The organism is Pseudomonas sp. AC239 (genome assembly GCF_979258545.1).
In genome coordinates, this window is sequence record NZ_OZ409864.1 from 4,063,478 (window position 1) to 4,085,928 (window position 22,451).

Annotated in this window: 18 protein-coding genes and 1 tRNA gene; 12 read left to right on the forward strand and 7 right to left on the reverse strand. The window is 60.6% G+C overall.

What is annotated here, in order from left to right; all coding sequences use genetic code 11:
- Nucleotides 1-5 precede the first annotated feature (5 nt).
- Complete coding sequence (locus tag ACZ0AZ_RS18385) at nt 6-1,976, reverse strand: MacB family efflux pump subunit (RefSeq protein WP_463537854.1); 1,971 nt, start codon at nt 1,974-1,976, stop codon at nt 6-8.
- Nucleotides 1,977-3,140 (reverse strand): efflux RND transporter periplasmic adaptor subunit, encoded by a 1,164-nt coding sequence (locus ACZ0AZ_RS18390; protein WP_463537855.1) that lies wholly within the window; start codon nt 3,138-3,140, stop codon nt 1,977-1,979.
- Between the two features lie 279 nt (nt 3,141-3,419).
- On the opposite strand from ACZ0AZ_RS18390, the gene ACZ0AZ_RS18395 reads away from it, so the two are divergent.
- From ACZ0AZ_RS18395 to ACZ0AZ_RS18440, 10 genes are all read left to right on the forward strand, one after another.
- Complete coding sequence (locus ACZ0AZ_RS18395; protein ID WP_129999145.1) at nt 3,420-3,902, forward strand: sigma-70 family RNA polymerase sigma factor; 483 nt, start codon at nt 3,420-3,422, stop codon at nt 3,900-3,902.
- Between the two features lie 133 nt (nt 3,903-4,035).
- Nucleotides 4,036-5,373, forward strand: a complete 1,338-nt coding sequence (locus ACZ0AZ_RS18400) for a lysine N(6)-hydroxylase/L-ornithine N(5)-oxygenase family protein (protein ID WP_463537856.1) — start codon at nt 4,036-4,038, stop codon at nt 5,371-5,373.
- A 555-nt stretch (nt 5,374-5,928) separates the two neighbouring features.
- Complete coding sequence (mgtA, locus tag ACZ0AZ_RS18405) at nt 5,929-8,628, forward strand: magnesium-translocating P-type ATPase (protein ID WP_129999144.1); 2,700 nt, start codon at nt 5,929-5,931, stop codon at nt 8,626-8,628.
- Nucleotides 8,629-8,797: 169 nt separating this feature from the next.
- Entirely contained in the window at nt 8,798-9,232 is a 435-nt protein-coding gene (locus ACZ0AZ_RS18410) for an ANTAR domain-containing protein (RefSeq protein ID WP_052269124.1), read from the forward strand.
- Nucleotides 9,233-9,357: 125 nt separating this feature from the next.
- The gene (locus ACZ0AZ_RS18415) at nt 9,358-9,990 is read left to right on the forward strand and encodes a response regulator transcription factor (protein ID WP_129999143.1); all 633 of its coding nucleotides are present in this window, start codon (nt 9,358-9,360) and stop codon (nt 9,988-9,990) included.
- A 10-nt stretch (nt 9,991-10,000) separates the two neighbouring features.
- The gene (locus ACZ0AZ_RS18420; RefSeq protein ID WP_463537857.1) at nt 10,001-13,207 is read left to right on the forward strand and encodes a transporter substrate-binding domain-containing protein; all 3,207 of its coding nucleotides are present in this window, start codon (nt 10,001-10,003) and stop codon (nt 13,205-13,207) included.
- Nucleotides 13,208-13,365: 158 nt separating this feature from the next.
- Nucleotides 13,366-14,232 (forward strand): pirin family protein, encoded by an 867-nt coding sequence (locus ACZ0AZ_RS18425; protein WP_039762019.1) that lies wholly within the window; start codon nt 13,366-13,368, stop codon nt 14,230-14,232.
- 243 nt (nt 14,233-14,475) lie between these two features.
- Nucleotides 14,476-15,918, forward strand: coding sequence for a mechanosensitive ion channel domain-containing protein (locus ACZ0AZ_RS18430; protein WP_463537858.1), 1,443 nt, complete (start codon nt 14,476-14,478; stop codon nt 15,916-15,918).
- Nucleotides 15,919-16,001: 83 nt separating this feature from the next.
- On the forward strand, nt 16,002-16,796 hold the full coding sequence (xth, locus tag ACZ0AZ_RS18435) for an exodeoxyribonuclease III (protein WP_460117915.1): 795 nt from the start codon (nt 16,002-16,004) through the stop codon (nt 16,794-16,796).
- Between the two features lie 101 nt (nt 16,797-16,897).
- On the forward strand, nt 16,898-17,731 hold the full coding sequence (locus ACZ0AZ_RS18440; RefSeq protein ID WP_463537859.1) for an arylamine N-acetyltransferase family protein: 834 nt from the start codon (nt 16,898-16,900) through the stop codon (nt 17,729-17,731).
- Here the strand turns inward: ACZ0AZ_RS18440 and ACZ0AZ_RS18445 are convergent.
- Together ACZ0AZ_RS18445 and ACZ0AZ_RS18450 are read right to left on the reverse strand one after the other, a co-directional pair.
- The gene (locus ACZ0AZ_RS18445) at nt 17,728-18,063 is read right to left on the reverse strand and encodes a BrnA antitoxin family protein (protein WP_129999138.1); all 336 of its coding nucleotides are present in this window, start codon (nt 18,061-18,063) and stop codon (nt 17,728-17,730) included. The two genes, ACZ0AZ_RS18440 and ACZ0AZ_RS18445, sit on opposite strands and share 4 nt — an antisense overlap.
- A 3-nt stretch (nt 18,064-18,066) precedes the next feature.
- Nucleotides 18,067-18,351: a BrnT family toxin gene (locus ACZ0AZ_RS18450; RefSeq protein ID WP_041478522.1), complete on the reverse strand. Its 285-nt coding sequence runs from the start codon at nt 18,349-18,351 to the stop codon at nt 18,067-18,069.
- Nucleotides 18,352-18,603: 252 nt separating this feature from the next.
- Between ACZ0AZ_RS18450 and ACZ0AZ_RS18455 the strand changes: the two genes are divergently transcribed.
- The gene (locus ACZ0AZ_RS18455) at nt 18,604-20,127 is read left to right on the forward strand and encodes a nucleobase:cation symporter-2 family protein (protein WP_024012376.1); all 1,524 of its coding nucleotides are present in this window, start codon (nt 18,604-18,606) and stop codon (nt 20,125-20,127) included.
- Between the two features lie 113 nt (nt 20,128-20,240).
- On the opposite strand, the gene ACZ0AZ_RS18460 is transcribed toward ACZ0AZ_RS18455, so the two are convergent.
- A tRNA-Asn gene (locus tag ACZ0AZ_RS18460) sits at nt 20,241-20,316 on the reverse strand.
- A 219-nt stretch (nt 20,317-20,535) separates the two neighbouring features.
- Between ACZ0AZ_RS18460 and ACZ0AZ_RS18465 the strand changes: the two genes are divergently transcribed.
- Nucleotides 20,536-20,766 (forward strand): hypothetical protein, encoded by a 231-nt coding sequence (locus tag ACZ0AZ_RS18465; protein ID WP_024012377.1) that lies wholly within the window; start codon nt 20,536-20,538, stop codon nt 20,764-20,766.
- Here the strand turns inward: ACZ0AZ_RS18465 and ACZ0AZ_RS18470 are convergent.
- Nucleotides 20,763-20,963 (reverse strand): hypothetical protein, encoded by a 201-nt coding sequence (locus tag ACZ0AZ_RS18470; protein ID WP_041478524.1) that lies wholly within the window; start codon nt 20,961-20,963, stop codon nt 20,763-20,765. The genes ACZ0AZ_RS18465 and ACZ0AZ_RS18470 overlap by 4 nt on opposite strands.
- Before the next feature lie 228 nt (nt 20,964-21,191).
- Entirely contained in the window at nt 21,192-22,388 is a 1,197-nt protein-coding gene (locus tag ACZ0AZ_RS18475; RefSeq protein ID WP_129999136.1) for an amino acid aminotransferase, read from the reverse strand.
- Between the last annotated feature and the right edge of the window lie 63 nt (nt 22,389-22,451).

Genomic DNA, 22,451 nt, shown 5'->3' on the forward strand with positions numbered 1-22,451 from the left:
GTCGATCATTCACTGGTGAGGGCCGTGACCGGGTCGAGCCGGGCAGCTTTGCGGGCCGGCATAAAGCCGAAAATGACGCCGGTGACCAGCGCACAGGCAAACGCACCGACCACCGCCAGCGCCTGAAAGGCAATCGCCACGCCGCTGACCAACAACACGCCGCCGACCACTAGCGCCAGGCCGATGCCGGCAATTCCGCCGATCACCGAGAGCATCAGCGCTTCGGTGAGAAACTGTCGGAGGATGTCGCGCTGACGTGCGCCGGTGGCCATGCGAATACCGATCTCGCGGGTGCGTTCGCGCACGGTCATGAGCATGATGTTCATCACGCCGATACCGCCGACCAGCAGGGAAATCGCCGCAATCGCCCCCAGCATCAGCGACAGCGTGCCCTGCGTGCGCGCTTCGGCCTGGATCATCGCGGCATTGTTGGTCAGCTCGAAATCCTTCTTGCCGTGGTGCCGACGCAACATCGCCTGCTCGATGGCCTGTTCGGCGTCCTTGACCTTGCGCGCGTCCTTGGCGGCAATCACCACGTATTGCGGATTGCGGCTGCCGAACAGGCGCGTGCTCGCCGCCGAATAGGGCACGGCGATGCGGTTGTCGCTGTCGGAATCGCCGGAGCTGGCGCCTTTTTCCGCGAGCACGCCGAGGATCTGGAACGGCACGTTTTCGATGAGGATGTATTGGCCGATCGGGTCGGCGACATCCTTGAGCAATTTGTCGCGGACCTTGGTGCCGATCACCGCGACGGCGGCGGCGCTGTCCTCGTCGGCCTGGGTGAAGTAGCTGCCCTGAATCACCGGCCAGTTGAAAATCTGCGGAAAGTTGGTGTCATTGCCGCCGACGTAACTGCTGTGATCGGCGTTGCCAAAGCGCACCCCGGCGGTCGAGCCGTTGACCGGCATGATCCGTTCCACCTGGGGCAGGGCGGACAGCTCGGCGACGTCGTCGAGAGTGATGATGCCCTCGGGCGTGCGCGGGTTCGGTGCCGAGCCGCTGAGGTAAATGATGTTGGAGCCGAACGCACCCATTTGCGCCATGACCTGGCGCTTGCTGCCTTCGCCAACGGCCAGCATCACCACCACCGAGGCCACGCCAATGACGATGCCCAGCAGCGTCAGCGCCGTGCGAAAGCGGTTGATCCACATCACTCGCCACGCAGCTTGCACGGCGTCGACCACTTCACCTTGCCAGGCGCCGGTCTGGCTGCTGCCGCTGCTCAGGCGCTGGCGCAGATCGACCGCTTGCAGCGCGCCGGGATTGGCCGAAGAGGGCATGGACGCATGCTCGGCGCTGTCACTGATGATCAGACCGTCGCGGATTTCGATGATGCGCTTGGCCCGTTGCGCCACTTCGCGGTCGTGGGTGATGAGGATCACCACATGACCCTGATCGGCCAGTTCGTCGAGCAGGGTCATGACCTCGGCGCCGCTGTGGCTGTCGAGGGCGCCGGTCGGCTCGTCGGCGAGAATGATGTGCCCGCCGTTCATCAGCGCACGGGCAATCGACACCCGCTGTTGCTGGCCGCCGGAAAGCTGATGCGGACGGTTGCCGGTGCGCGTACCGAGGCCGAGCCGCTCCAGTAGCGCAAAAGCGCGGACATGCCGCTCGGCGGCCGGGGTGCCGGCATAGATCGCTGGCATCTCGACGTTTTCCTGGGCCGAGCCGGACGGGATCAGGTGGTAGCCCTGAAAGACAAAACCGAACGCTTCGCGGCGCAGCCAGGCCAGTTCATCGCTGTCCAGCTGCGCGACATTTTCCCCGGCGAACAGATACTCGCCGCTGGTAGGGCGGTCGAGGCAGCCGAGAATGTTCATCAGCGTCGACTTGCCCGAACCGGAGGCGCCGACGATGGCGACGAACTCGCCGGCGTGGATCGACAGATCGATCCCGCGCAGCACTTCCACCAGCGGGCTGTCATCGCCGCCGTAGGCTTTGCGGATCTGCCGCAGGTCGATCAGAGGCGTGTGCATTCAGCCCCCATGACCGCTGGCCGGTGCGCTGAGAATATGTTCGCCCTCGGCCAGACCTTCCAGCACTTGGGTGCGCAGACGATCGTTGATGCCAATGCGCACTTCCCGCGTTTGAATATCGCCGTTGGCGGCGACGATCTGCGCCCGTTGCCACTGCGGACGCGAACCCGGTTGCAGGGCGGCAGTCGGCACGGTCAGGGTGTCCTGCGCCTGTTCGGCAACGAAGAACACCTGGGCGGTCATGTCGGTCATCAGGCTGTGATCGGTATTGTCGACGTCGAGCAGCACGGTATAAAGCACCACCCGTTCGCTGCCACTGCGGCCGCTGGTGGGACTGCCGCCCTGATTCTGTTCGAGCGGACGCGGCGGCACCGGCAGGATCTGCCGCACGGTGCTGCTCCAGCGCCGAGTGCCACCGCTGAGGGTGGTGAAGTAGGCGCTCATGCCGGGTTTGACGTGGCCGATGTCGGCCTCTGAAACCTCGGCCCACACCGTCATCGGCGACAGCCGGGCGATGCGCAGGATCAGCGGGGTCTGTTGTTGCGCGTTGAGGGTCTGGCCTTCCCGCGCACCGACGGCAACCACGGTGCCGCTCATCGGCGCGTAGATGCGCGTGTAACCGAGTTCCGCCTCGTCACTGCGCAGGCTGGCCTGGGCTTGGCGGATCTGCGCCTGGAACATGTCGATGCGCGCCTGGGTTGCGCGGACCTCGGCGCGCGCGGTCTGCACGTCTTCTTCGCGGGTGGCGCCACCGGCGGCGAGTTTCTGCTGGCGCTGGTATTTCTGCTGCGCCAGATCGTGCTGGGCGCGTTGCTCCTGCAGCTGCGCCTTGAGGTTTTCGATGGAAAAGCGCCCGGCATCGAGCTTGGCTTTCTGTGTCGACGGGTCGATTTCCACCAGCAACTGGCCTTCCTTGACCGTATCGCCGGCCTCGACGTGAATCTTCTGAATCTGCCCCGAAGCCTGTGCGCCGACATCTACATAGCGGCGCGGCTGCAAGGTGCCGAGCGCTGTCACGCTGTTTTCGATATCGCCGCGGCTGACCTGCACAGTGGCAACGGCGTCGCGACCGGGTGGCAAGACTTGCCAGGCAGCAACGGCGATCACGGGAATCAGACAGAGGGCGGCGAACAGCGCGCGACGGGCGGGGCGGGGACGATTCATGCAGGGTTCCGGCCAGTGGTTGCGGCCCGTCGCAAGGCACGACAGACACAGGGGCTGTCCTGTAAACGAGGCATGGGCGACCGAATTTAGCCGCAGACACATCGAGTTACCGCGGACCGGCCAGCACTATTTGTCCGGGATATGGAATCAACTCTTTAAATCTATATGAGAATTACTATAAATTACGCACCTCAAGTTGCCACTATCTTGCTACTGCGTGATCCGCAGGTCTGATCAGTGCGCTCAAGGACAGAAACGGCATTGATGCGGTCGGGAGTCATGTTGGAAAACTACTATCGTGAGCTGGTGTGTTTCCTCAACGCCAGACTGGGCAACCGTCAGGTCGCCGAGGATGTGGTGCATGACGCCTATGTACGCGTGCTGGAGCGCTCCAGCGAGGTGCCGATCGAACAACCCCGGGCCTTCCTTTATCGCACCGCGTTGAACCTGGTTATCGACGATCACCGCCGCAATGCCTTGCGCCAGGTCGAATCGCTGGACGTGCTCGACAACGAAGAGCGCTATTTCACCCCGTCCCCCCACGGCAACCTTGATCACGGCCAGCGCCTGGAAATGCTCCAGCGCGCACTGGCCGAGTTGCCGCCGCTGTGCCGCGACAGTTTTCTGCTGCGCAAGATCGAAGGAATGTCCCATCCGGAAATCGCCCAGACCCTCGGCATCTCCCGGGCGCTGGTGGAAAAACACATCGTCAACGCCATGAAACATTGCCGCTTGCGCATCCAGCAATGGGATGGCCAGTGATCCGCGCCGGTTAAATTTCCTTTCATCGTCCTCGTTCCTACTCAACAGACGACCTGCTGACCTGTTTCAGGCCGGTCAGGCCACCCAGGCTTTATTTCCCCGCGTTGAGGGGTTCATCCAGAGGACACTGGAAATGACACAGGCAATTGCATCGCCCATCGTTCACGACCTGATCGGCGTCGGTTTCGGCCCTTCGAACCTGGCACTGGCCATCGCGCTACAGGAACGCGGCCGGATTCAGGGCGAACTGGATGTGCTGTTCCTCGACAAGCAAGCCAATTACAGCTGGCACGGCAACACCTTGTCGACGCAGAGCGAGTTGCAGATTTCCTTCCTCAAGGACCTGGTGACCCTGCGCAATCCGACCAGCCCGTATTCGTTCGTCAATTACCTCAAACATCACGGGCGTCTGGTCGACTTCATCAACCTCGGCACCTTTTATCCATGCCGCATGGAGTACAACGACTACCTGCGCTGGGTGGCCGGGCAGTTCACCGCGCAGAGCCGTTATGGCGAAGAAGTGCAGTTCATCGAGCCGGTTCTGCACAACCAGCAGGTCGAAGCCTTGCGGGTGATTTCCCGTGATGGTGAAGGCCAACAGTTCGTGCGCACCACGCGTTCGGTGGTGGTCAGCGCTGGCGGCACGCCGCGTATTCCGCAGGCGTTCAAAGCGCTGAAGGGCGACCGTCGGGTGTTCCACCATTCGCAGTATCTGTCGCAAATGGCCAGGCAGCCGTGCGTGAACAATCAACCGATGAGCATCGCCATCATCGGAGGCGGGCAGAGCGCGGCGGAAGCCTTTATCGACCTGAATGATTCGTTCCCGTCGGTGCAGGTCGACATGATCCTGCGCGGTTCAGCGTTGAAGCCTGCGGACGACAGCCCGTTCGTCAACGAAGTGTTCTCGCCGGAGTTCACTGATCTGGTGTTCCAGCAGAACAGCGTCGAGCGCGAGCGTCTGGTCAACGAGTACCACAACACCAACTATTCGGTGGTCGACATCGACCTGATCGAACGCATCTACGGCATCTTCTACCGGCAGAAAGTTTCCGGGATTGCCCGCCATGCGTTCCGCACTCTGACCACCGTCGAGAGCGCCACTGCCACGGCAAACGGCATCGAACTGGCCGTGCGCAACAACGCCACCGGTGAAGTCACGGTGCGAATCTATGACGCCGTGGTACTGGCGACCGGTTACGAGCGGCAGATGCACCGCAAGTTGCTCGCGCCGCTGGAGGAATACCTCGGAGAGTTCGAGGTCGATCGCAACTACAAACTGATCACTGACGAGCGCTGCAAGGCCGGCATATATATGCAGGGCTTCTGCCAGGCCAGCCATGGCCTGAGCGATACGCTGCTGTCGGTGCTGCCGATTCGCGCCGATGAAATCGCTGGCTCGCTGTATGAGCATGGCAAACAGCGCGGGCACAGCCGCTCGGTGGCGGAGTTGCTGTTGGCGACTGCCAGCTGAATCTGCATTGCCTGACATACCGCTTTCGCGAGCAGGCTCGCTCCCACAATGGTTCTGTGAACGCAGGCCAAATGTAGGAGTGAGCCTGCTCGCGAAGGGGCCTTTGCCAGCACCGCAAAGCTGAATCCTGAACCCTTCCTGAACACCCCCCACATTCCCCTTGAGCACCACTTCCAGCCGTTTCGCTGCGGGCGTAAGCTGCGCGCGTTTTCATCAATTGCGGAGACCCACAGTGGGTACTTGTTCGAGTGACAGTTGTCGGCCGGTCTCGATCACCGGCAGATTCTCGGCAAGATAACGCGCAGCCTTTCCCTGCCGTTGTCTCGCCGTAACAGCGAGCGGCGGCATCCCGTGCACGGCCAGTCCTGGGTCGTGTCTCGACGTCCTTCTCATCGACGCTGAACCAAGCGTGGTGGCGACCTCAGTCGTCATCGCTGCCTATCGACACGCCTGTTTCTGACCGGCGTGCCACGCCTTGCCGTGCCGGTTTTCCCGGTGCCAGGGCGCGGCGGTACCTGCTCGACGGTTTCCCGGCTGACCACAGGGGACACAGCCATGAAACTCACGCTCAAGGAATTGTTCGCAGGCTTTCTGCGCAGCCGCCACATCGCCCGGCACTTCCGTCGACTCGCGTTGCTGGATTCGATCAATGACACATCGGTCAGCCGTGAAGTGCCGCCGACGCTGGCCAGTACGCTGGTCGCTGCCGCCCATGAAGACAGCGCTGCGATGCTGTCATCGTTGGGCACGCACGGCGAAGGGCTTACCGAGGTCGAGGCCGATGCACTGCGCGCGCAACATGGCCTCAACGAGGTCGAACACGAGCAGCCGCTGTCGTGGTGGACGCATCTGTGGCACTGCTACAAAAATCCGTTCAACCTGCTGCTGACCTTGCTCGCGGTGATCTCCTGGCTGACCGAAGACCTCAAGGCTGCCGTGGTGATTTTCTCCATGGTGGTGCTGTCGACGCTGCTGCGCTTCTGGCAGGAGAGCAAGTCCAATCAGGCGGCCGATGCGCTCAAAGCAATGGTCAGCAACACCGCCACGGTGCTGCGCCGGGATGCGCCACGGCGGGAATTGCCGATCAGGCAACTGGTGCCCGGCGATCTCATCGTGCTCTCGGCCGGCGACATGATTCCCGCCGATTGCCGCGTGCTCAGCGCCAAGGATCTGTTCGTCAGCCAGGCAGCGATGACCGGTGAATCGATGCCGGTGGAAAAATTCACCCGGCAGATCGATCGCGACACGCGTAACCCGCTGGAGCTGGACAACATTCTGTTCATGGGCACCAACGTCGTCTCCGGCAGCGCGATTGCGCTGATTCTCACCACCGGCAACAGCACCTATTTCGGCGCGCTGGCGCAACGCGTAGGCGCGACGGACCGGGCGGTGACCGCGTTCCAGCAGGGCGTCAACAAGGTCAGCTGGCTGCTGATCCGCTTCATGTTCGTCATGGCGCCGCTGGTGCTGTTCATCAACGGTTTCACCAAGGGTGACTGGACCGAAGCGCTGCTGTTCGCGCTGTCGATTGCCGTCGGCCTGACCCCGGAAATGCTGCCAATGATCGTCACCTCGACGCTGGCCAAAGGCGCCGTGTTCCTGTCGCGCAAAAAAGTCATCGTCAAACGCCTCGACGCGATCCAGAACTTCGGCGCCATGGACGTGCTGTGCACCGACAAGACTGGCACCCTGACTCAGGACAAGATCTTTCTGGCGCGTAATGTCGACGTCTGGGGCGAAGACAGCGACGAAGTGCTGGAACTGGCCTACCTCAACAGCTACTACCAGACCGGCCTGAAAAACCTGCTGGATGTTGCGGTGCTTGAACACGTGGAAGTCCATCGCGACCTTAAGGTCGGCAGCGCGTTTCGCAAGGTCGATGAGATCCCGTTCGACTTCAATCGCCGGCGCATGTCGGTGGTTGTGGAGGGCCGCGGTCAGCCCCATCAACTGATCTGCAAAGGCGCGGTGGAAGAAGTGCTGGCGGTGTGCAGCGGCGTGCGTCACGGCGATGTCAATGAAGCGCTGAGCGATGAACTGCTGGCGCGGATTCGCGAGGTCACCGGCGCTTTCAACGCCGAAGGTCTGCGCGTGGTGGCGGTCGCGGCTCGCTCAATGCCAGCAGGTCGCGAAATTTACAGCCTGGCCGATGAACAGGAGCTGACGCTGATCGGTTACGTGGCGTTCCTCGATCCGCCGAAGGAAAGCACCGCGCCAGCGCTCAAGGCCTTGGCCGAGCATGGCGTGGCGGTGAAGGTGCTGACCGGTGACAACGAACTGGTGACGGCGAAAATCTGCCGCGAGGTCGGCCTCGCCCAACAGGGTTTGCTGCTGGGCAATGACATTGAGCGCATGAGCGATGCTGAGCTGGCCATGGCGGTCGAGACGACCAACGTCTTCGCCAGACTCACGCCATCGCACAAAGAGCGCATCGTCGGCATTCTCAAGGGCAACGGCCATGTGGTCGGGTTCATGGGCGATGGCATCAACGACGCGCCCGCACTGCGCACCGCCGACATCGGCATTTCCGTCGACAGCGCGGTGGACATCGCCAAGGAAGCGGCGGACATCATTCTCTTGGAAAAGAGCCTGATGGTGTTGGAGGAGGGCGTGCTCGAAGGGCGGCGCACCTTCGCCAACATGCTCAAGTACATCAAGATGACCGCCAGTTCCAACTTCGGCAACGTGTTCTCGGTGCTGGTTGCCAGCGCGTTCATCCCGTTTCTGCCGATGCTGCCGATGCACCTGCTGGTGCAGAACCTGCTCTACGACATTTCGCAAATCGCCATTCCGTTCGATAACGTCGATGACGAGATGCTCAAACAGCCGCAGCGCTGGCAGCCGGCTGACGTCGGGCGCTTCATGCTGTTCTTCGGCCCGATCAGTTCGATCTTTGACATCACCACGTTCGCCTTGATGTGGTACGTGTTCGACGCCAACACCCCGGATCACCAGACGCTGTTCCAGTCCGGCTGGTTCGTGGTCGGGTTGCTGACCCAGACGCTGATCGTGCACATGATCCGCACGCCGAAAATCCCGTTTCTGCAAAGCCGCGCCGCCATGCCGCTGCTGGTCATGACCGGGGTCATCATGGCGGTCGGGATTTTCCTGCCGATGGGCCCGCTGGCGCATTACTTCAAATTGCAGGCGCTGCCGTCGCTGTATTTCGTGTTTCTGCCGCTGATTCTGTTGGCGTACATGGCGCTCACCCAAGCTGTTAAAGGCTTCTACATCCGCCGGTTCGGCTGGCAATAACCGCCATGGAATGCTTTTCCCTGTGGGAGCGAGCAGGCTCGCTCCCACAGGGAATATTGTCGCGTCTGGGGCGCCGGATGAATGGCCTGCTTTTTAGGAAAAGTCCTACAGAGCTATCCTCGGCGCTTGCGTAGTCTTGCCCTCCCCAAACCTCACCGGGAGAATGACCATGAGCAATAAAGCGTTGCGCATCCTGATCGCCGACCCGCAGCACTTTCATCGCATGAAGATCGAGCGCCTGTTCAACGCGCTCGGCTACTACCGCGTAGCCCCGGTGCAGAATCTCGGCGAATTGTTGACCCTCGTCGACTACGGCTGCGAGCCGTTCGATGTGCTGGTGATCAATGCTGAACTGGCGGCAGGCGCCCTCGATTTGCAGGGCTTTGTGCTCGATAACCAGCAAGTTCGCCACGCTCTGATCTACAACGAACCGTCAGCACCCTTGCAGGACGATGCCGGGTTCGCTCAGGAAAATGTGCAGATCAGTCCGGCGCCACTGCCTAATTCACCACTCGTCGGGCAGGTAATGGCAAGGGTCGAAGCAGGGGAAGAACACCACGCAGCGCCTGACTCACACTGGTTGTTGCGCCATGCCAATGCATAAAAAACCAATCTGCACAACTGTCAGACCTGACAGGTGATTCTTTTGCCCATCCATGTAACAGTGCCGGCGCAGCCACCGACCCCGGAACAGAATGTTGCGATGTCTTCGATCTTGCAGGAGTGTCAATGAAGTCAGCGCTGATCGTCGATGATCATCCAGTTGTGCGCGCGGCCATTCGAATCGTCCTGCAGGCTCAAGGCTTTACCCGGATTCATGAAGCGTCCAGTGGCAATGAAGTCGTGCCGTTGATCTGCGCGCATGATCCGCACCTGGTCGTGCTCGATCTGGGGCTGGGGTCCATGGACGGGCTGGAAGTGCTGACGCGAATCCAGATCAAGGCGCCGACGGCGCGCTGCCGGGTGCTGGTATTCAGCATGCATGAGCCCACGCATTATCAGGAGCGCTGCCTGCGTGCCGGGGCGAGGGGCTACGTGACCAAGAGCAATCAGCTAACGCTGCTGCACGAAGCCATCAAGGCACTGATGTCCGGCCACACCTATTTCTGCGCATTGCCCAATACCAGCGGTCTATACAACGCTGTGCAACGCACTGAAAAGGAGCTGATCGCGCAGCTTTCCGATCGAGAGCTATGTATTTTCGTCAATCTGGCGCTGGGCAAGCCGAACAAGGCCATCGCCCAGGAGATGCACTTGAGTCACAAGACCGTCAGCACCTACAAAACCCGCATGATGGCGAAACTTGGCCTGGGTTCACTGGTGCTCCTGCGTGAGTTCGCCAAGCGCAATCACCTGATCTGAGTGAGCCGACATGAAGCAGGGACTGCGGATTTCATGGCTGTGGCTCGGATTCGTTGCCTCGGTCTGGGCGAATGACCAGCCACAGACGCTGGAGGTGCTGGCCCGTCTCGAACCGGGCAATGTCCAGGTTCGTCTGGATGATGGTGAGCGTCAGTGGCTGCGTGAGCATCCAGTGTTACGCATGGGCATCTCCGGCCCGGATTACCCGCCCTTCGAAATCACCCGCAATCAGCATGAGCTGGAAGGGCTGACAGCCGATTACGCCGATCTGCTGGCACAACTGCTCGGCATCAGGATTGAAGTGCGGCGATTCGCCGATCGGCCCGCACTGATGGCGGCGCTCAAGCGCACTGATGTTGATCTGCTGGGCACCTCGAACAGTTTCGAAGCGGCAGATCCGGACTTCATTCTGTCGCGGCCGTACGCTGAAGATCAGCCGATGCTGGTCACGCGTCACGACGAGAAACTGCCGGCTGATCGTTCAGCCAGGCGCATTGCCATGGTCGAAGATTACCTGCCGCTGGCGCATGTTCAGGCGTTTTACCCCGGCGCTCAGGTGCAGCTATATGCTTCAGCCATGGATGCACTCGGGGCGGTCGCCTTCGGTGCTGACGACGTTTATCTTGGCGATTTCATCAGCGCCAACTATCTGATCAACATCAATTACCGCAATGACCTGCAATTGGCCGGGCCGGCGGGGCTTGACGCCAATCCGTTCGCTTTTGCGTTGTTGCGCAGCGACGTGGTGCTCAAGCGCATCGTCGACAAGGCCCTGCTGGCTGTGCCCATGGAGCGTCGGCATCTGATCGAACAGCGCTGGAGCGCCGGCCTCGCCGAGATGGCCGAACAATCGCGGGTCCAGCTCAGTGCCGCCGAGCAGCAGTGGCTGGATCAGCACCCGGTGGTGCGCGTGGGCGCCGTCGAAGATTTCGCGCCGTTGGCGTTTTTCGATGGCGACGGGCGCTTCAATGGGCTGGCGGCGCAGTTGTTGAACCTGATTGCGCAGCGCAGTGGCCTGCATTTCGAGATCGTGCGTGGCAGCTCACTGAACGATCAGTTCGAGCAACTGCAGGCCGGTGCGCTTGATGTTTTGCCCGTGGTGACGCCGAGCACCGAGCGTGAAGCGCAGCTGCAATTCACCCGCGCCTACTTGAACAATCCGTTCGTGCTGGTCAGCGCGGCGAATGGGCCGCATCCACTGCCTCTCGACGCGTTGGCCGGCAAACGTCTGGCGATCTATCGCGGCCATCCTTTGCGCGATTACCTGTTGCAACGCGTGCCCGGCCTGCGCCTGGTCGAGGTCAGAAGCCCTGCCGAAGGCATGGCGCTGATTGCCAGGGGACAGGTCGACGTGACGGTTAGCTCGCTACTGGTGGCGCGTTTTCTGATCGCCCGGCAGTATCGCGACCGCCTGCGTATCACCGGCACTGTTGGCGACCAGCCGGCGCGCATTGCGCTCGCTACCGCCCCTCGGTCGGCGTTGCTGCACTCGATCCTGAACAAGGCGTTGCTGAGCATCGCGCCGCAGCAAATGGATGAACTGGTCGAGCGCTGGAGCCACGATGTGGTGGTCGAGGACAGCTACTGGCTGCGCCATCGTCAGGAAATTCTGCTGGGTTTCGCCGGCGCAGCGGCCTTGCTGCTCGTGGCGCTACTCTGGATCGGTTGGCAGCGTCGGCAGATTCAGCAGCGTCAGCAATGGTTGTTGCAACTGCAGCAGGCCAAGGACGCGGCCGACGAGGCCAATCGAGCCAAAAGCACCTTTCTGGCGACCATGAGCCACGAGATCCGCACGCCAATGAATGCCCTGATCGGCATGCTCGAACTGGCGCTCAAACGTGCAGAGGAGGGCGCGACCGACCGCTTGGCGATTCAAGTGGCATCCAATGCTGGCCAGCAATTACTGGCGTTGATTGGCGACATTCTCGATATCGCGCGCATCGAGTCGGGGCATTTGTCCCTCGCCCCCGAGCGGGCCAATCTACGCGAGGCGGTGTTTTCGGTATGCCGTGTGTTCGAAGGGCTGGCGCGGCAGAAGCGCTTGGTGTGGCGCATCGAACTTGATCCGTGCGCTGACATTGATGTATCGATCGATCCGACGCGATTCAAACAAGTGCTGTCGAACCTGCTGAGCAATGCGATCAAATTCACCGAGACAGGCGAGGTCAGCTTGCGGCTGCAGATTCTCGCGACATCGGACCAGCAAGTGGAGGTGCAGGTCCTGATCGAAGACAGCGGCATCGGCATCAGTGTCGAAGACCAGAAGCGGCTGTTCAGCCCGTTCGTTCAAGCCGGCAATAGCCCACAAACGGCGCGCAGCGGTTCCGGTCTGGGGCTGGTGATCAGCCGCAACCTCTGCGACATGATGGGCGGCACGTTGCGCCTCGACAGTGACCTGGGGCAAGGCACGCGCGTGGAAATCAACCTGCAATTGCCGCTGCTGCCCGCAACGACGACCACAGCGGCAATGCCCGACGCGGCGCCCGCTACCTGTGCATTGAACGTTTTGGTGGTGGACGACCACCCGGTCAACCGCTTGCTGATGTGCTGGCAACTGAGCGAACTGGGGCATCGCACGGTGGACCTCAGCGATGGCGAACAGGGGCTGGACCGCTGGCGAACCCAGGCCTTCGATGTGGTGATCACCGACTGCAACATGCCGCGACGCAATGGCTATGAACTGGCGCGCAGCATTCGCGCTGAAGAAGCCGTTACGGGACGCGGGCCGTGCCTGATTCTCGGCTTTACTGCCAATGCGCAGATTGAAGAACGCCTGCGCTGTCTGGATGCCGGCATGGACGGCTGCCTGTTCAAACCGATTCGCTTGCATGATCTGGCTGAAGCCTTGAAAGACGCTCGCCGTTGCGAGCCGCACGAAGATCAACAGCCAAGCACCGAGCCAGTCGAGATTGATCTGAGCGCGCTGGAACAGATGGCCGGGGCCGATCACTCGCTGATCGAACGCTTGCGCAAGCAGGTCGGCAAAAGCCTTCGCGACGACCTGCAAGCTCTGGAGCAGTTGCCGATTGCCGACCGCAACGGTTTGCGCGAATTGGCCCACCACATCAAGGGTGGCGCGCAGATGGTCGGGGCCGCGCGGGTTGTTGCGGCGTGTGCGGAACTGGAACGGGCTTGCCGAGACAGTAAACACGCGGGAGTCAAGCGTGCTATCGACAAGTTGCGCGAAGCCATGCGTGGCCTGGCGGACTGTCTCTGAACCAATGCAGTCTCCTGTGGGAGCGAGCCTGCTCGCGAAGAGCGTCCCGCTGAATGAATTGTTCTACTCATGGAACACTCCAGCCGGTTCTAGCCCTCTAGTCGAATATTCGATATGCCCTTAGGCTTAATCCAATGAATCCCCACATTGGAGACCCCATGAAAAACATCATCGGCATCTACACCAGCCCGCGCGGCCATTGGGTCGGCGATGGGTTCCCGGTACGCACGCTGTTTTCCTACGACAACCTGGGCAAGCACATCAGCCCGTTTCTGCTGCTCGATCACGCCGGTCCCGCCGAATTCACCCCGACCACCGAGCAGCGTGGCGTCGGCCAGCACCCGCATCGTGGTTTCGAAACCGTGACCATTGTTTACGACGGCGAAGTGCAGCACCGTGATTCCACTGGCAGTGGCGGCACCATCGGCCCGGGTGACGTGCAGTGGATGACCGCAGCGTCCGGGATCCTCCACGAGGAATTTCACTCGGAAAACTTCGCCAGAACGGGCGGCAAGCTGGAAATGGTCCAGTTATGGGTCAACCTGCCGGCCAAGGATAAAATGGCTGCGCCGGGTTACCAGACCATTCTCGACCGGGATATTCCGAACATCGCGCTCAAGAACGAAGCCGGCAGCCTGCGGCTGATCGCCGGTGAATTCGACGGGCACACCGGACCTTCGCGGACGTTCACGCCGATCGACGTCTGGGATCTGCGCCTCAATGCCGGCAAGCTGCTGACGCTCGATCTGCACGAAGGACGCAACACCGCACTGGTGGTATTGAAAGGCTCGGTGCAGGTCAACGGCGCGGAATCGGTTGGGGTAGGGCAGTTGGCGCTGTTCGAGCGCGACGGTGATCAACTCACTCTCAAGGCCAGCGAGGACGCGGTGGTGTTGCTGCTCAGCGGCGAGCCGATCGACGAGCCGATCGTCGGCCATGGCCCGTTCGTGATGAACACCGAGCAGGAAATCCACCAGGCCTTCGCCGACTTCCAGTCCGGACGCTTTGGCCGGATGCACGCCTAGCGCACAATTGTCCTGTAGGAGCTGCCGAAGGCTGCGATCTTTTGATCTGATCGTTACCACGCTCTGCGTGGGAATGCAGCCGGGGACGCTCCGCGTCCCATAGCCTCAAGATCGCAGCCTTCGGCAGCTCCTACAGAATTTTTCAGGGTTTTCGCGGCGCTGTTCATCCGCTCAAATCAATTGCTCCTACACTGTGCCAATCTGTGCGATCTTCTCGCGATTGGCCTTTGTCGGAGTTGTTTAATGCTGTCTCTGCTGACCGAACATCCGTTGTTTTGCGCGTTGATCCTGATTCTGCTCGATCTTGGCCTGTGGCGGCTGATCAGCTCTCACGGCAGCGAATGGAAACTGCTGGTGCGGGTGCTGATTTTTGCCCTGTTCAGCATCGTTCTGTTCAACGAAGGCCTCAACCCGATGGAACCGGCACCGTGGGCCGACAACGTCCCGCTGCATCTGGCGGCGACCGGGTTGCAGATCGGTTGGTGGCTGTTCGGCGCGCGCACCCTGACGGTGTTGATCGGCGCGGTGATGATGCAGCGCGTCGGCCACACCGGCCGACTGTTGCAGGACTTGCTGGGGGCAGTGATCTTCCTCATCGCCATCATTGCAGCGCTGGCGTACGTGCTCGATCTGCCGGTCAAAGGCGTACTGGCAACCTCCGGCGCGTTGGCGATCATTGTCGGTCTGGCCTTGCAGAGCACCTTGAGCGATGTGTTCTCCGGCATCGTCCTCAACACCACCAAACCCTATCAACTCGATGACTGGATCTCCATCGACGGCACCGAGGGCCGCGTCACCGACATCGACTGGCGCGCCACGCGTCTGCAAACCAGCCAGGGCAGCATGGCCGTGATTCCGAACTCGCTGGCGGCGAAAGCCAAAATCATCAATTTCAGTCGCCCGAGCAATATGTTCGGGGTTTCGGTCAGCGTTCCCGTCAGCCCCCATGCCCGGCCAAGCTCGGTGATCGAGGCACTGGAGCGGGCAATGCAAGGCTGTCGGCAGTTGCTCGACACACCGGCGCCGAGCGTGTCGTTGAAAAGTTCTGCCAGCGGCGGCGCGGAATATGAAATCAGCGGATTTGTTGCCTCGATGGGTGAAAAGCGCGTGGTGCGTAATCAGTTGTTCGACCTCGCTTACCGGCATTTGCAGGCCTCCGGGGTCAATCTACTGTCGAGCAACGAGACCAGCACCGCGCCGCAGTTGTCGCGGCCACGGGCGCTGCTGGAAAGCTCACCGATCTTCTCGACCCTGCGCGAGGAAGAGAAAGACACCTTCAGCCAGAACATGACCCTGCAAACCTTTCGCGCCGGCGAGACGATCCTGGCGGGCGGGGAGGTCAGCGATCATTTGTTCATCATTGAATCCGGCGTGGTTTCGGTGACGCTAAAGCGCCACGGTGCGCCGCTGGAATCGGGACGCATGGGGCCGGGCGAGGTGATCGGCGAGGCCGGCATTCTCTCGGACACCGCGTTGCCGGCGGATTTTTCCGCGAAGACTTTCTGCGCGCTGTATCGCATCGAGAAGTCCTACCTGAAACCGTGCCTGGACGCGCGCCATGACATTCATGATGCGATGCAGGCGTTGCTCGATTTCCGTCTGCACAAGGCGCAGTCGCTGACCGAGGACGCGCCCGTGGTCGCGCCGAAAAGAGGCTTTCTGCAATGGCTGCGTAATCGCGTCTGAGCTGTCGCTTTGTGATTCGATGCAACCTGCGCAGCGCTCTCAGGGTCACAATTTTCATTCCCACCGGGCAGGAGTTGCGGACAATGAAAAACCTGCGGATCGCCACCTTCAACGTCAATGGCATGCGTGCACGGCTGCCAAATCTGCTGGAATGGCTCAAGCGCGAGCAACCGGACATCGTCTGCCTGCAAGAGCTCAAGTCAGTCGACAGCGCATTTCCCGCCGCCGAACTGGAGGCAGCCGGTTACGGCGCGATCTGGCAGGGCCAGGCGTCATGGAATGGTGTGGCGATTCTGGCGCGCGATACGCAGCCGCTGGAGAGTCGACGCGGTTTGCCCGGCGATGCCGATGACACGCACAGCCGCTATATCGAAGCGGCGGTGCACGGCGTGCTGGTCGGTTGCCTGTATCTGCCCAACGGCAACCCGCAGCCGGGGCCGAAATTCGATTACAAACTGGCCTGGTTCGAACGCCTGATCAATTACGCCAAAGACTTGCAGAGCAGCGATCACCCGGTGGTACTCGCCGGTGATTTCAATGTCGTGCCCACCGACATGGATATCTACAACACGCGCTCATGGCTCAAGGACGCCTTGCTGCAACCCGAAAGCCGCGAGTGCTACCAGCGACTGCTGGATCAGGGCTGGACCGACTCCCTGCGCCACGTGTATCCCGAAGAACGCCTTTACACCTTCTGGGATTACTTCCGCAATCATTGGCAAACCAACTCCGGCCTGCGCATCGACCATTTGCTGCTCAACCCGGCATTGAGCCCGTATCTGCACGACGCCGGCGTCGACGCTTGGGTGCGCAACGAACCGCATGCCAGTGACCATGCGCCGACATGGATTCGCATCGGCTCGCGGAAGAAGCGCTGACCGGGTGATTGGCGAAATCAATTGTCGAAAGCTGTGCCTGATCCCGTATACAGGGCAACATCCACGCAGTGTTCTGCGGCCCTATGCATAAGGATCGAGCAATGAGTGTTGCACGGCTGACCAATACCAATCTGTACCTGCAACGTCTGGGTTTCGACACAGTGCCCTCGCCGACGCTGGCTACGTTGCGTCAATTGCAATTGCGCCACACCGGCGTCTTTCCTTTTGAGAATCTGGCGACCATCACCGGGGCACTGGTATTGATCGATCTGCCATCCATTGAAGAGAAAATCCTGCGTGGCGGTCGCGGCGGCTATTGCTACGAACTCAACCACCTGTTCTTCGCGCTGTTGCTGGAATTGGGCTTCGACGCACGGGCGATCAGCGGGCGCGTGGTGATGAATCAGCCGGAAGGCAGTTGGACGGCGCGAACCCATCGTTTGAGTCTGGTGACCATCGACGAAGTGCGTTACATCACCGATGTCGGCTTCGGTGGCATGGTGCCCACCGCGCCGCTGTTGCTCGACAGTGAAGATGAGCAACCCACCCCGCACGAACCCTATTGCATCGAAAAGCTGATCGACGGCTACCTGCTGCGCGCCAAAGTCGCGGGCGAGTGGCGGCCGATGTATCTGTTCGATTTGCAGCGCCAGGAACACATCGACTACACCGTTGGTAACTGGTACGTCTCGACGCATCCCGACTCACCCTTTGCCCAGCGCCTGATGGTCGCGCGCACTGGCGATGGCTGGCGGAAGACGCTGAACAACGGCAGCTTTGCGGTGCATCACATTGGATCGGACAGTGAACGGCGCGACGTGGTGGATGTCGGTGAGCTGATTGGCTTGATGCAGCGAGAGTTCGACCTTCAGGTGCCTGAGTCACCGCGAGTGCGGCAAGCGCTGACTCGGGTCATCGCGCCAGCCTCCATCTAAGGCTTTACATCAGGCTCCAATACGCGACGAATCTCGCCGATGGCCGCCGACAGCTTTCGCTCGAGACTCTTGAGATCGGTGGCGGTGATGCCTTTCTTGAATTGCCCCGACAGGCCCGAATCGTCAGAGCGGTCCAGCTGGCGTGCGCCATCAAGCAAAGCATGGCGAAGGGTGTTGTTGATCACAGTCTGGTAGCCAAAGCCCTCGGCTTCTGCGGCCGTACGCGCCGCTTCGATCACCGCGTCGTCAAGCATGATGGTGATGCGGGTCTTGCCCTTGTTCGGCGCTACTGCGCCGCGTTTACCTGCGGAAAAGTCATATTCGTCTTTCATCGGTCAAGCCTCCTGAAAATACGCGCGCCGTTCGCTGGGTGTGGCGAGACGTGCGGAAATGATTCGAACAACATTGGCTTCGCGGTAGCTGTAAGCAACGGCAAGCACACGACCTTTGGCATCGAGGCCGAGGGTAATCCAGCGTTGCTCGTCATGGTCGTTGTCCTCAAGTGTCAGTGCGCGTTCGTCATGGAAAACCGGTTCGGCTTCGGCGAGGCTGATGCCTTTGTGCTTGAGTTTGTTGGCTGCGTTTTTGCTTTTGTCGTACTGAATCTTGAATGACTTCATTATGCATACTTTATATGTATAAAAAAGAGCGCGACTGTACCGTCGGTCGCCGTGAACATTTCAGCCTAGTGGGCACTGGCGCGGACGCAGCGGGGATGTGTTGCCGGATTTGTTGGGGCAAGAAGCGCAGGCTAGAAGGTTGGATGGCTACCTAACCATTATGTGACTGACAAGTTGTATACAACTCTATGGACATTTGTCCTGAGTATTGAATACAGTGTGCGCATAACAAAAACCAGGGAACCCCCCACCATGAAAACGCCCCATGTTTCACACCAACGGCCCGAGGACGAAAACCTCGGGGTCGGCGCGAATATGGCTTACGGCCTGCAACATGTTCTGACCATGTACGGCGGTATTGTTGCGGTGCCACTGATCATTGGCCAGGCGGCCGGTCTGTCGCCGGCGGACATTGGTCTGTTGATTGCTGCTTCATTGTTTGCGGGGGGGCTGGCGACGTTGCTGCAAACCCTGGGTCTGCCGTTTTTTGGCTGTCAGCTGCCGCTGGTCCAGGGCGTATCGTTCTCCGGCGTGGCGACCATGGTTGCGATCGTCAGCAGCGGCGGGGAGGGCGGTTTCCAATCGGTGCTGGGTGCGGTGATTGCCGCCTCGTTGATCGGCTTGCTGATCACGCCGGTATTCTCACGCATCACCAAGTTCTTTCCGCCGCTGGTCACCGGCATTGTGATCACCACCATCGGCCTGACGCTGATGCCGGTGGCCGCACGCTGGGCGATGGGCGGCAACAGCCACGCGCCGGACTTCGGCAGCATGCAGAACATCGGTCTGGCGGCGGTCACGCTGGTGCTGGTGTTGCTGCTGAGCAAGGTTGGCAGCGCGACCATTTCTCGGCTGTCGATTCTGCTGGCCATGGTCATCGGCACGGTGCTGGCGGTGTTCCTTGGCATGGCGGATTTCTCCAGTGTGACCACCGGCCCCATGTTCGGCTTCCCGACACCGTTCCACTTCGGCATGCCGACCTTCCATTTCGCTGCGATCCTGTCGATGTGCATTGTGGTCATGGTGACGCTGGTGGAAACCTCGGCGGACATCCTCGCCGTGGGCGAGATCATTGACACCAAGGTCGATTCCAAACGCTTGGGCAACGGCCTGCGTGCCGACATGCTGTCGAGCATGTTTGCGCCGATCTTCGGTTCGTTTACGCAAAGTGCTTTCGCGCAAAACGTCGGTCTGGTGGCGGTGACCGGGATCAAGAGCCGTTTCGTGGTGGCCACCGGCGGTCTGTTTCTCGTCGTCCTCGGCCTGCTGCCGTTCATGGGCCGGGTGATTGCCGCCGTGCCGACTTCTGTCCTCGGCGGCGCCGGGATCGTGCTGTTCGGCACCGTGGCGGCGAGCGGCATTCGCACGTTGTCGAAGGTGGACTACCGCAACAACGTCAACCTGATCATCGTGGCCACTTCGATCGGTTTCGGCATGATCCCGATCGCCGCGCCGAACTTCTACGATCACTTCCCGAGCTGGTTCGCGACGATTTTCCATTCGGGCATCAGTTCGTCGGCAATCATGGCGATCCTGCTCAACCTGGCATTCAACCACTTCACGACCGGCAATTCGGATCAACAATCGGTGTTCGCCGCCGCCGAAGAGCGCACCCTGCGTTATCGCGATCTCGCCGCGCTGCGTGAAGGCGATTACTTCAGCGACGGCAAGCTGCATGACTGCGATGGCAAGGAAGTGCCGGTGATCGAGCCGGATGACCACGACCATGGCCATGGCGCGCCAAAGGTGCAGGTGAAAAGCAGCGAACATGTCTGACCGCTGCGTCTGAAACGGAAAAGGCCGATCTGCCCAAACAGATCGGCCTTTTGGTATTTTTCGTGCGCCCACAAAAAAGCCCCTGAACCTTGCGATTCAGGGGCTTTGCTATTTGGCTCCACAACCTGGACTCGAACCAGGGACCCAGTGATTAACAGTCACTTGCTCTACCAACTGAGCTATTGCGGAATTGGTGCGTATGTTACTGATTCAAAAAGAGAAGTCAAGCATCGCCTGGCAACTTTTGCGATTCAGCGGGACGGACGGCACTTTGTCAGCGATTGGCGGTTACCAGAAAGGCCTCAGAGGTCTACCATGGCAGCCCGGAAGTGGTCACACGCGCTGCCGGCCATTCGCCGCAAAGGTACGCGCCATGACTCAAATCACCCGTAACACCGAGGTGCTCGCATGAGCACTGCACAGATCAGCCTGCCCAAAGGTATCGGCCCGCACGCCGAAAAACTTTTCGATGCAATCACCGGGGCAAGCACCGCCGAAGAATTGAACCGCGCTGGCGGCAAGGCTGAAGGTTTCGTCCTTGGTCTTGAAAGCAGCAAGGCCATCAAGAGCCAGGTCGCCGAATCGCTGTATGTGATTTACGACGATGCTGCCACTCAACGCTCGGCCGAGCTGGCTTAACTGCCGAAGGTAATCGTGCCGAGCATCAGCTTGGCATAGACCGCCGTCGCCGCCAGTTGCACCAGCCACAGGGCCAGGCCACCGAGGAATACCCCGGTGGCGACTTGCAGCACCAGGCTCTTTTCACGCTTGGCCGGAGCGCGCGGGATGAAATCATCCAGGTCATCACGGTCGGCGCGCAGGTTGTCGTTTTTCATATGGGTTCTCTTCAAAAATCTCGGGTGTACACAAAACCGGTAGGAGCTGCGGAACGCTGCGATCTTTTGATCTTGATCTTAAAACAAGATCAAAAGATCGCAGCCTCGTTTCACTCGTCAGCTCCTACCGTTCAGAATTGTGTGCAGTCTAGAGTTGCAAGGCGTTTTCTGAGACAAATAAAAACGGGAAGCCGTTCAAGGCTTCCCGTTTTTCATCACGCGGCGAAATCAGATGACCTGAACGATCGCGTCCGTCACAGCCTTGATGTTGCTCTGGTTCAGCGCCGCCACGCAAATGCGACCCGTGTCCAGAGCGTAGATGCCGAACTCGTTACGCAGGCGATGCACTTGTTCAGTGGTCAGGCCGGAGTAGGAGAACATCCCGCGCTGACGACCGACGAAGCTGAAGTCGCGGCCTGGGGCTTTTTCCGCCAGCAGGGCCACCATCTGCTCGCGCATGCCGCGAATGCGCAGGCGCATTTCGGCCAGCTCGGCTTCCCACTGCGCGCGCAGTTCCGGGCTGTTCAGCACCGCAGCAACAATGCTGGCGCCGTGGGTCGGTGGGTTGGAGTAGTTGGTGCGGATCACGCGTTTGACCTGCGACAGCACGCGCGCGCTTTCTTCTTTCGATTCGCTGATGATCGACAGCGCGCCAACGCGTTCGCCGTACAGCGAGAACGACTTGGAGAACGAGCTCGAGACGAAAAAGGTCAGGCCGGATTCAGCGAACAGGCGCACAGCGGCGGCGTCTTCATCGATGCCGTCGCCGAAACCCTGATAAGCCATGTCGAGGAACGGCACGTGACCTTTGGCCTTGACCACTTCCAGCACCTTGTTCCAGTCCGCCGGGGTCAGGTCGACGCCGGTCGGGTTGTGGCAGCAAGCGTGCAGGACAACGATCGAGCCGTCCGGCAGGGCGTTGAGGTCGTCGAGCATGCCGGCACGGTTCACGTCGTGGGTGGCAGCGTCGTAGTAACGGTAGTTCTGCACCGGGAACCCGGCGGTTTCGAACAGTGCACGGTGGTTTTCCCAGCTCGGATCGCTGATCGCCACGACGGCGTTCGGCAGCAGTTGCTTGAGGAAGTCGGCACCGATTTTCAGTGCGCCAGTGCCGCCGACGGCCTGAGTGGTGATGACGCGACCGGCGCTGATCAGCGGCGAGTCGTTGCCGAACAGCAGCTTCTGCACAGCCTGGTCGTAGGCAGCGATGCCATCGATTGGCAGGTAACCGCGCGAAGCGTGTTGCGCGACGCGAATCGTCTCGGCTTCGATCACTGCGCGCAGCAGTGGAATTCGCCCCTCTTCGTTGCAGTAGACGCCCACACCCAGGTTGACCTTGGTGGTCCGGGTATCGGCGTTGAATGCTTCGTTGAGACCCAGGATTGGATCGCGGGGTGCCATTTCGACAGCGGAGAACAGGCTCATTATTACGGCGGCTCTGAATGGAGAGTGGAGGGACGTGTAGCGCTCCAGCCGAATGCACTAGAG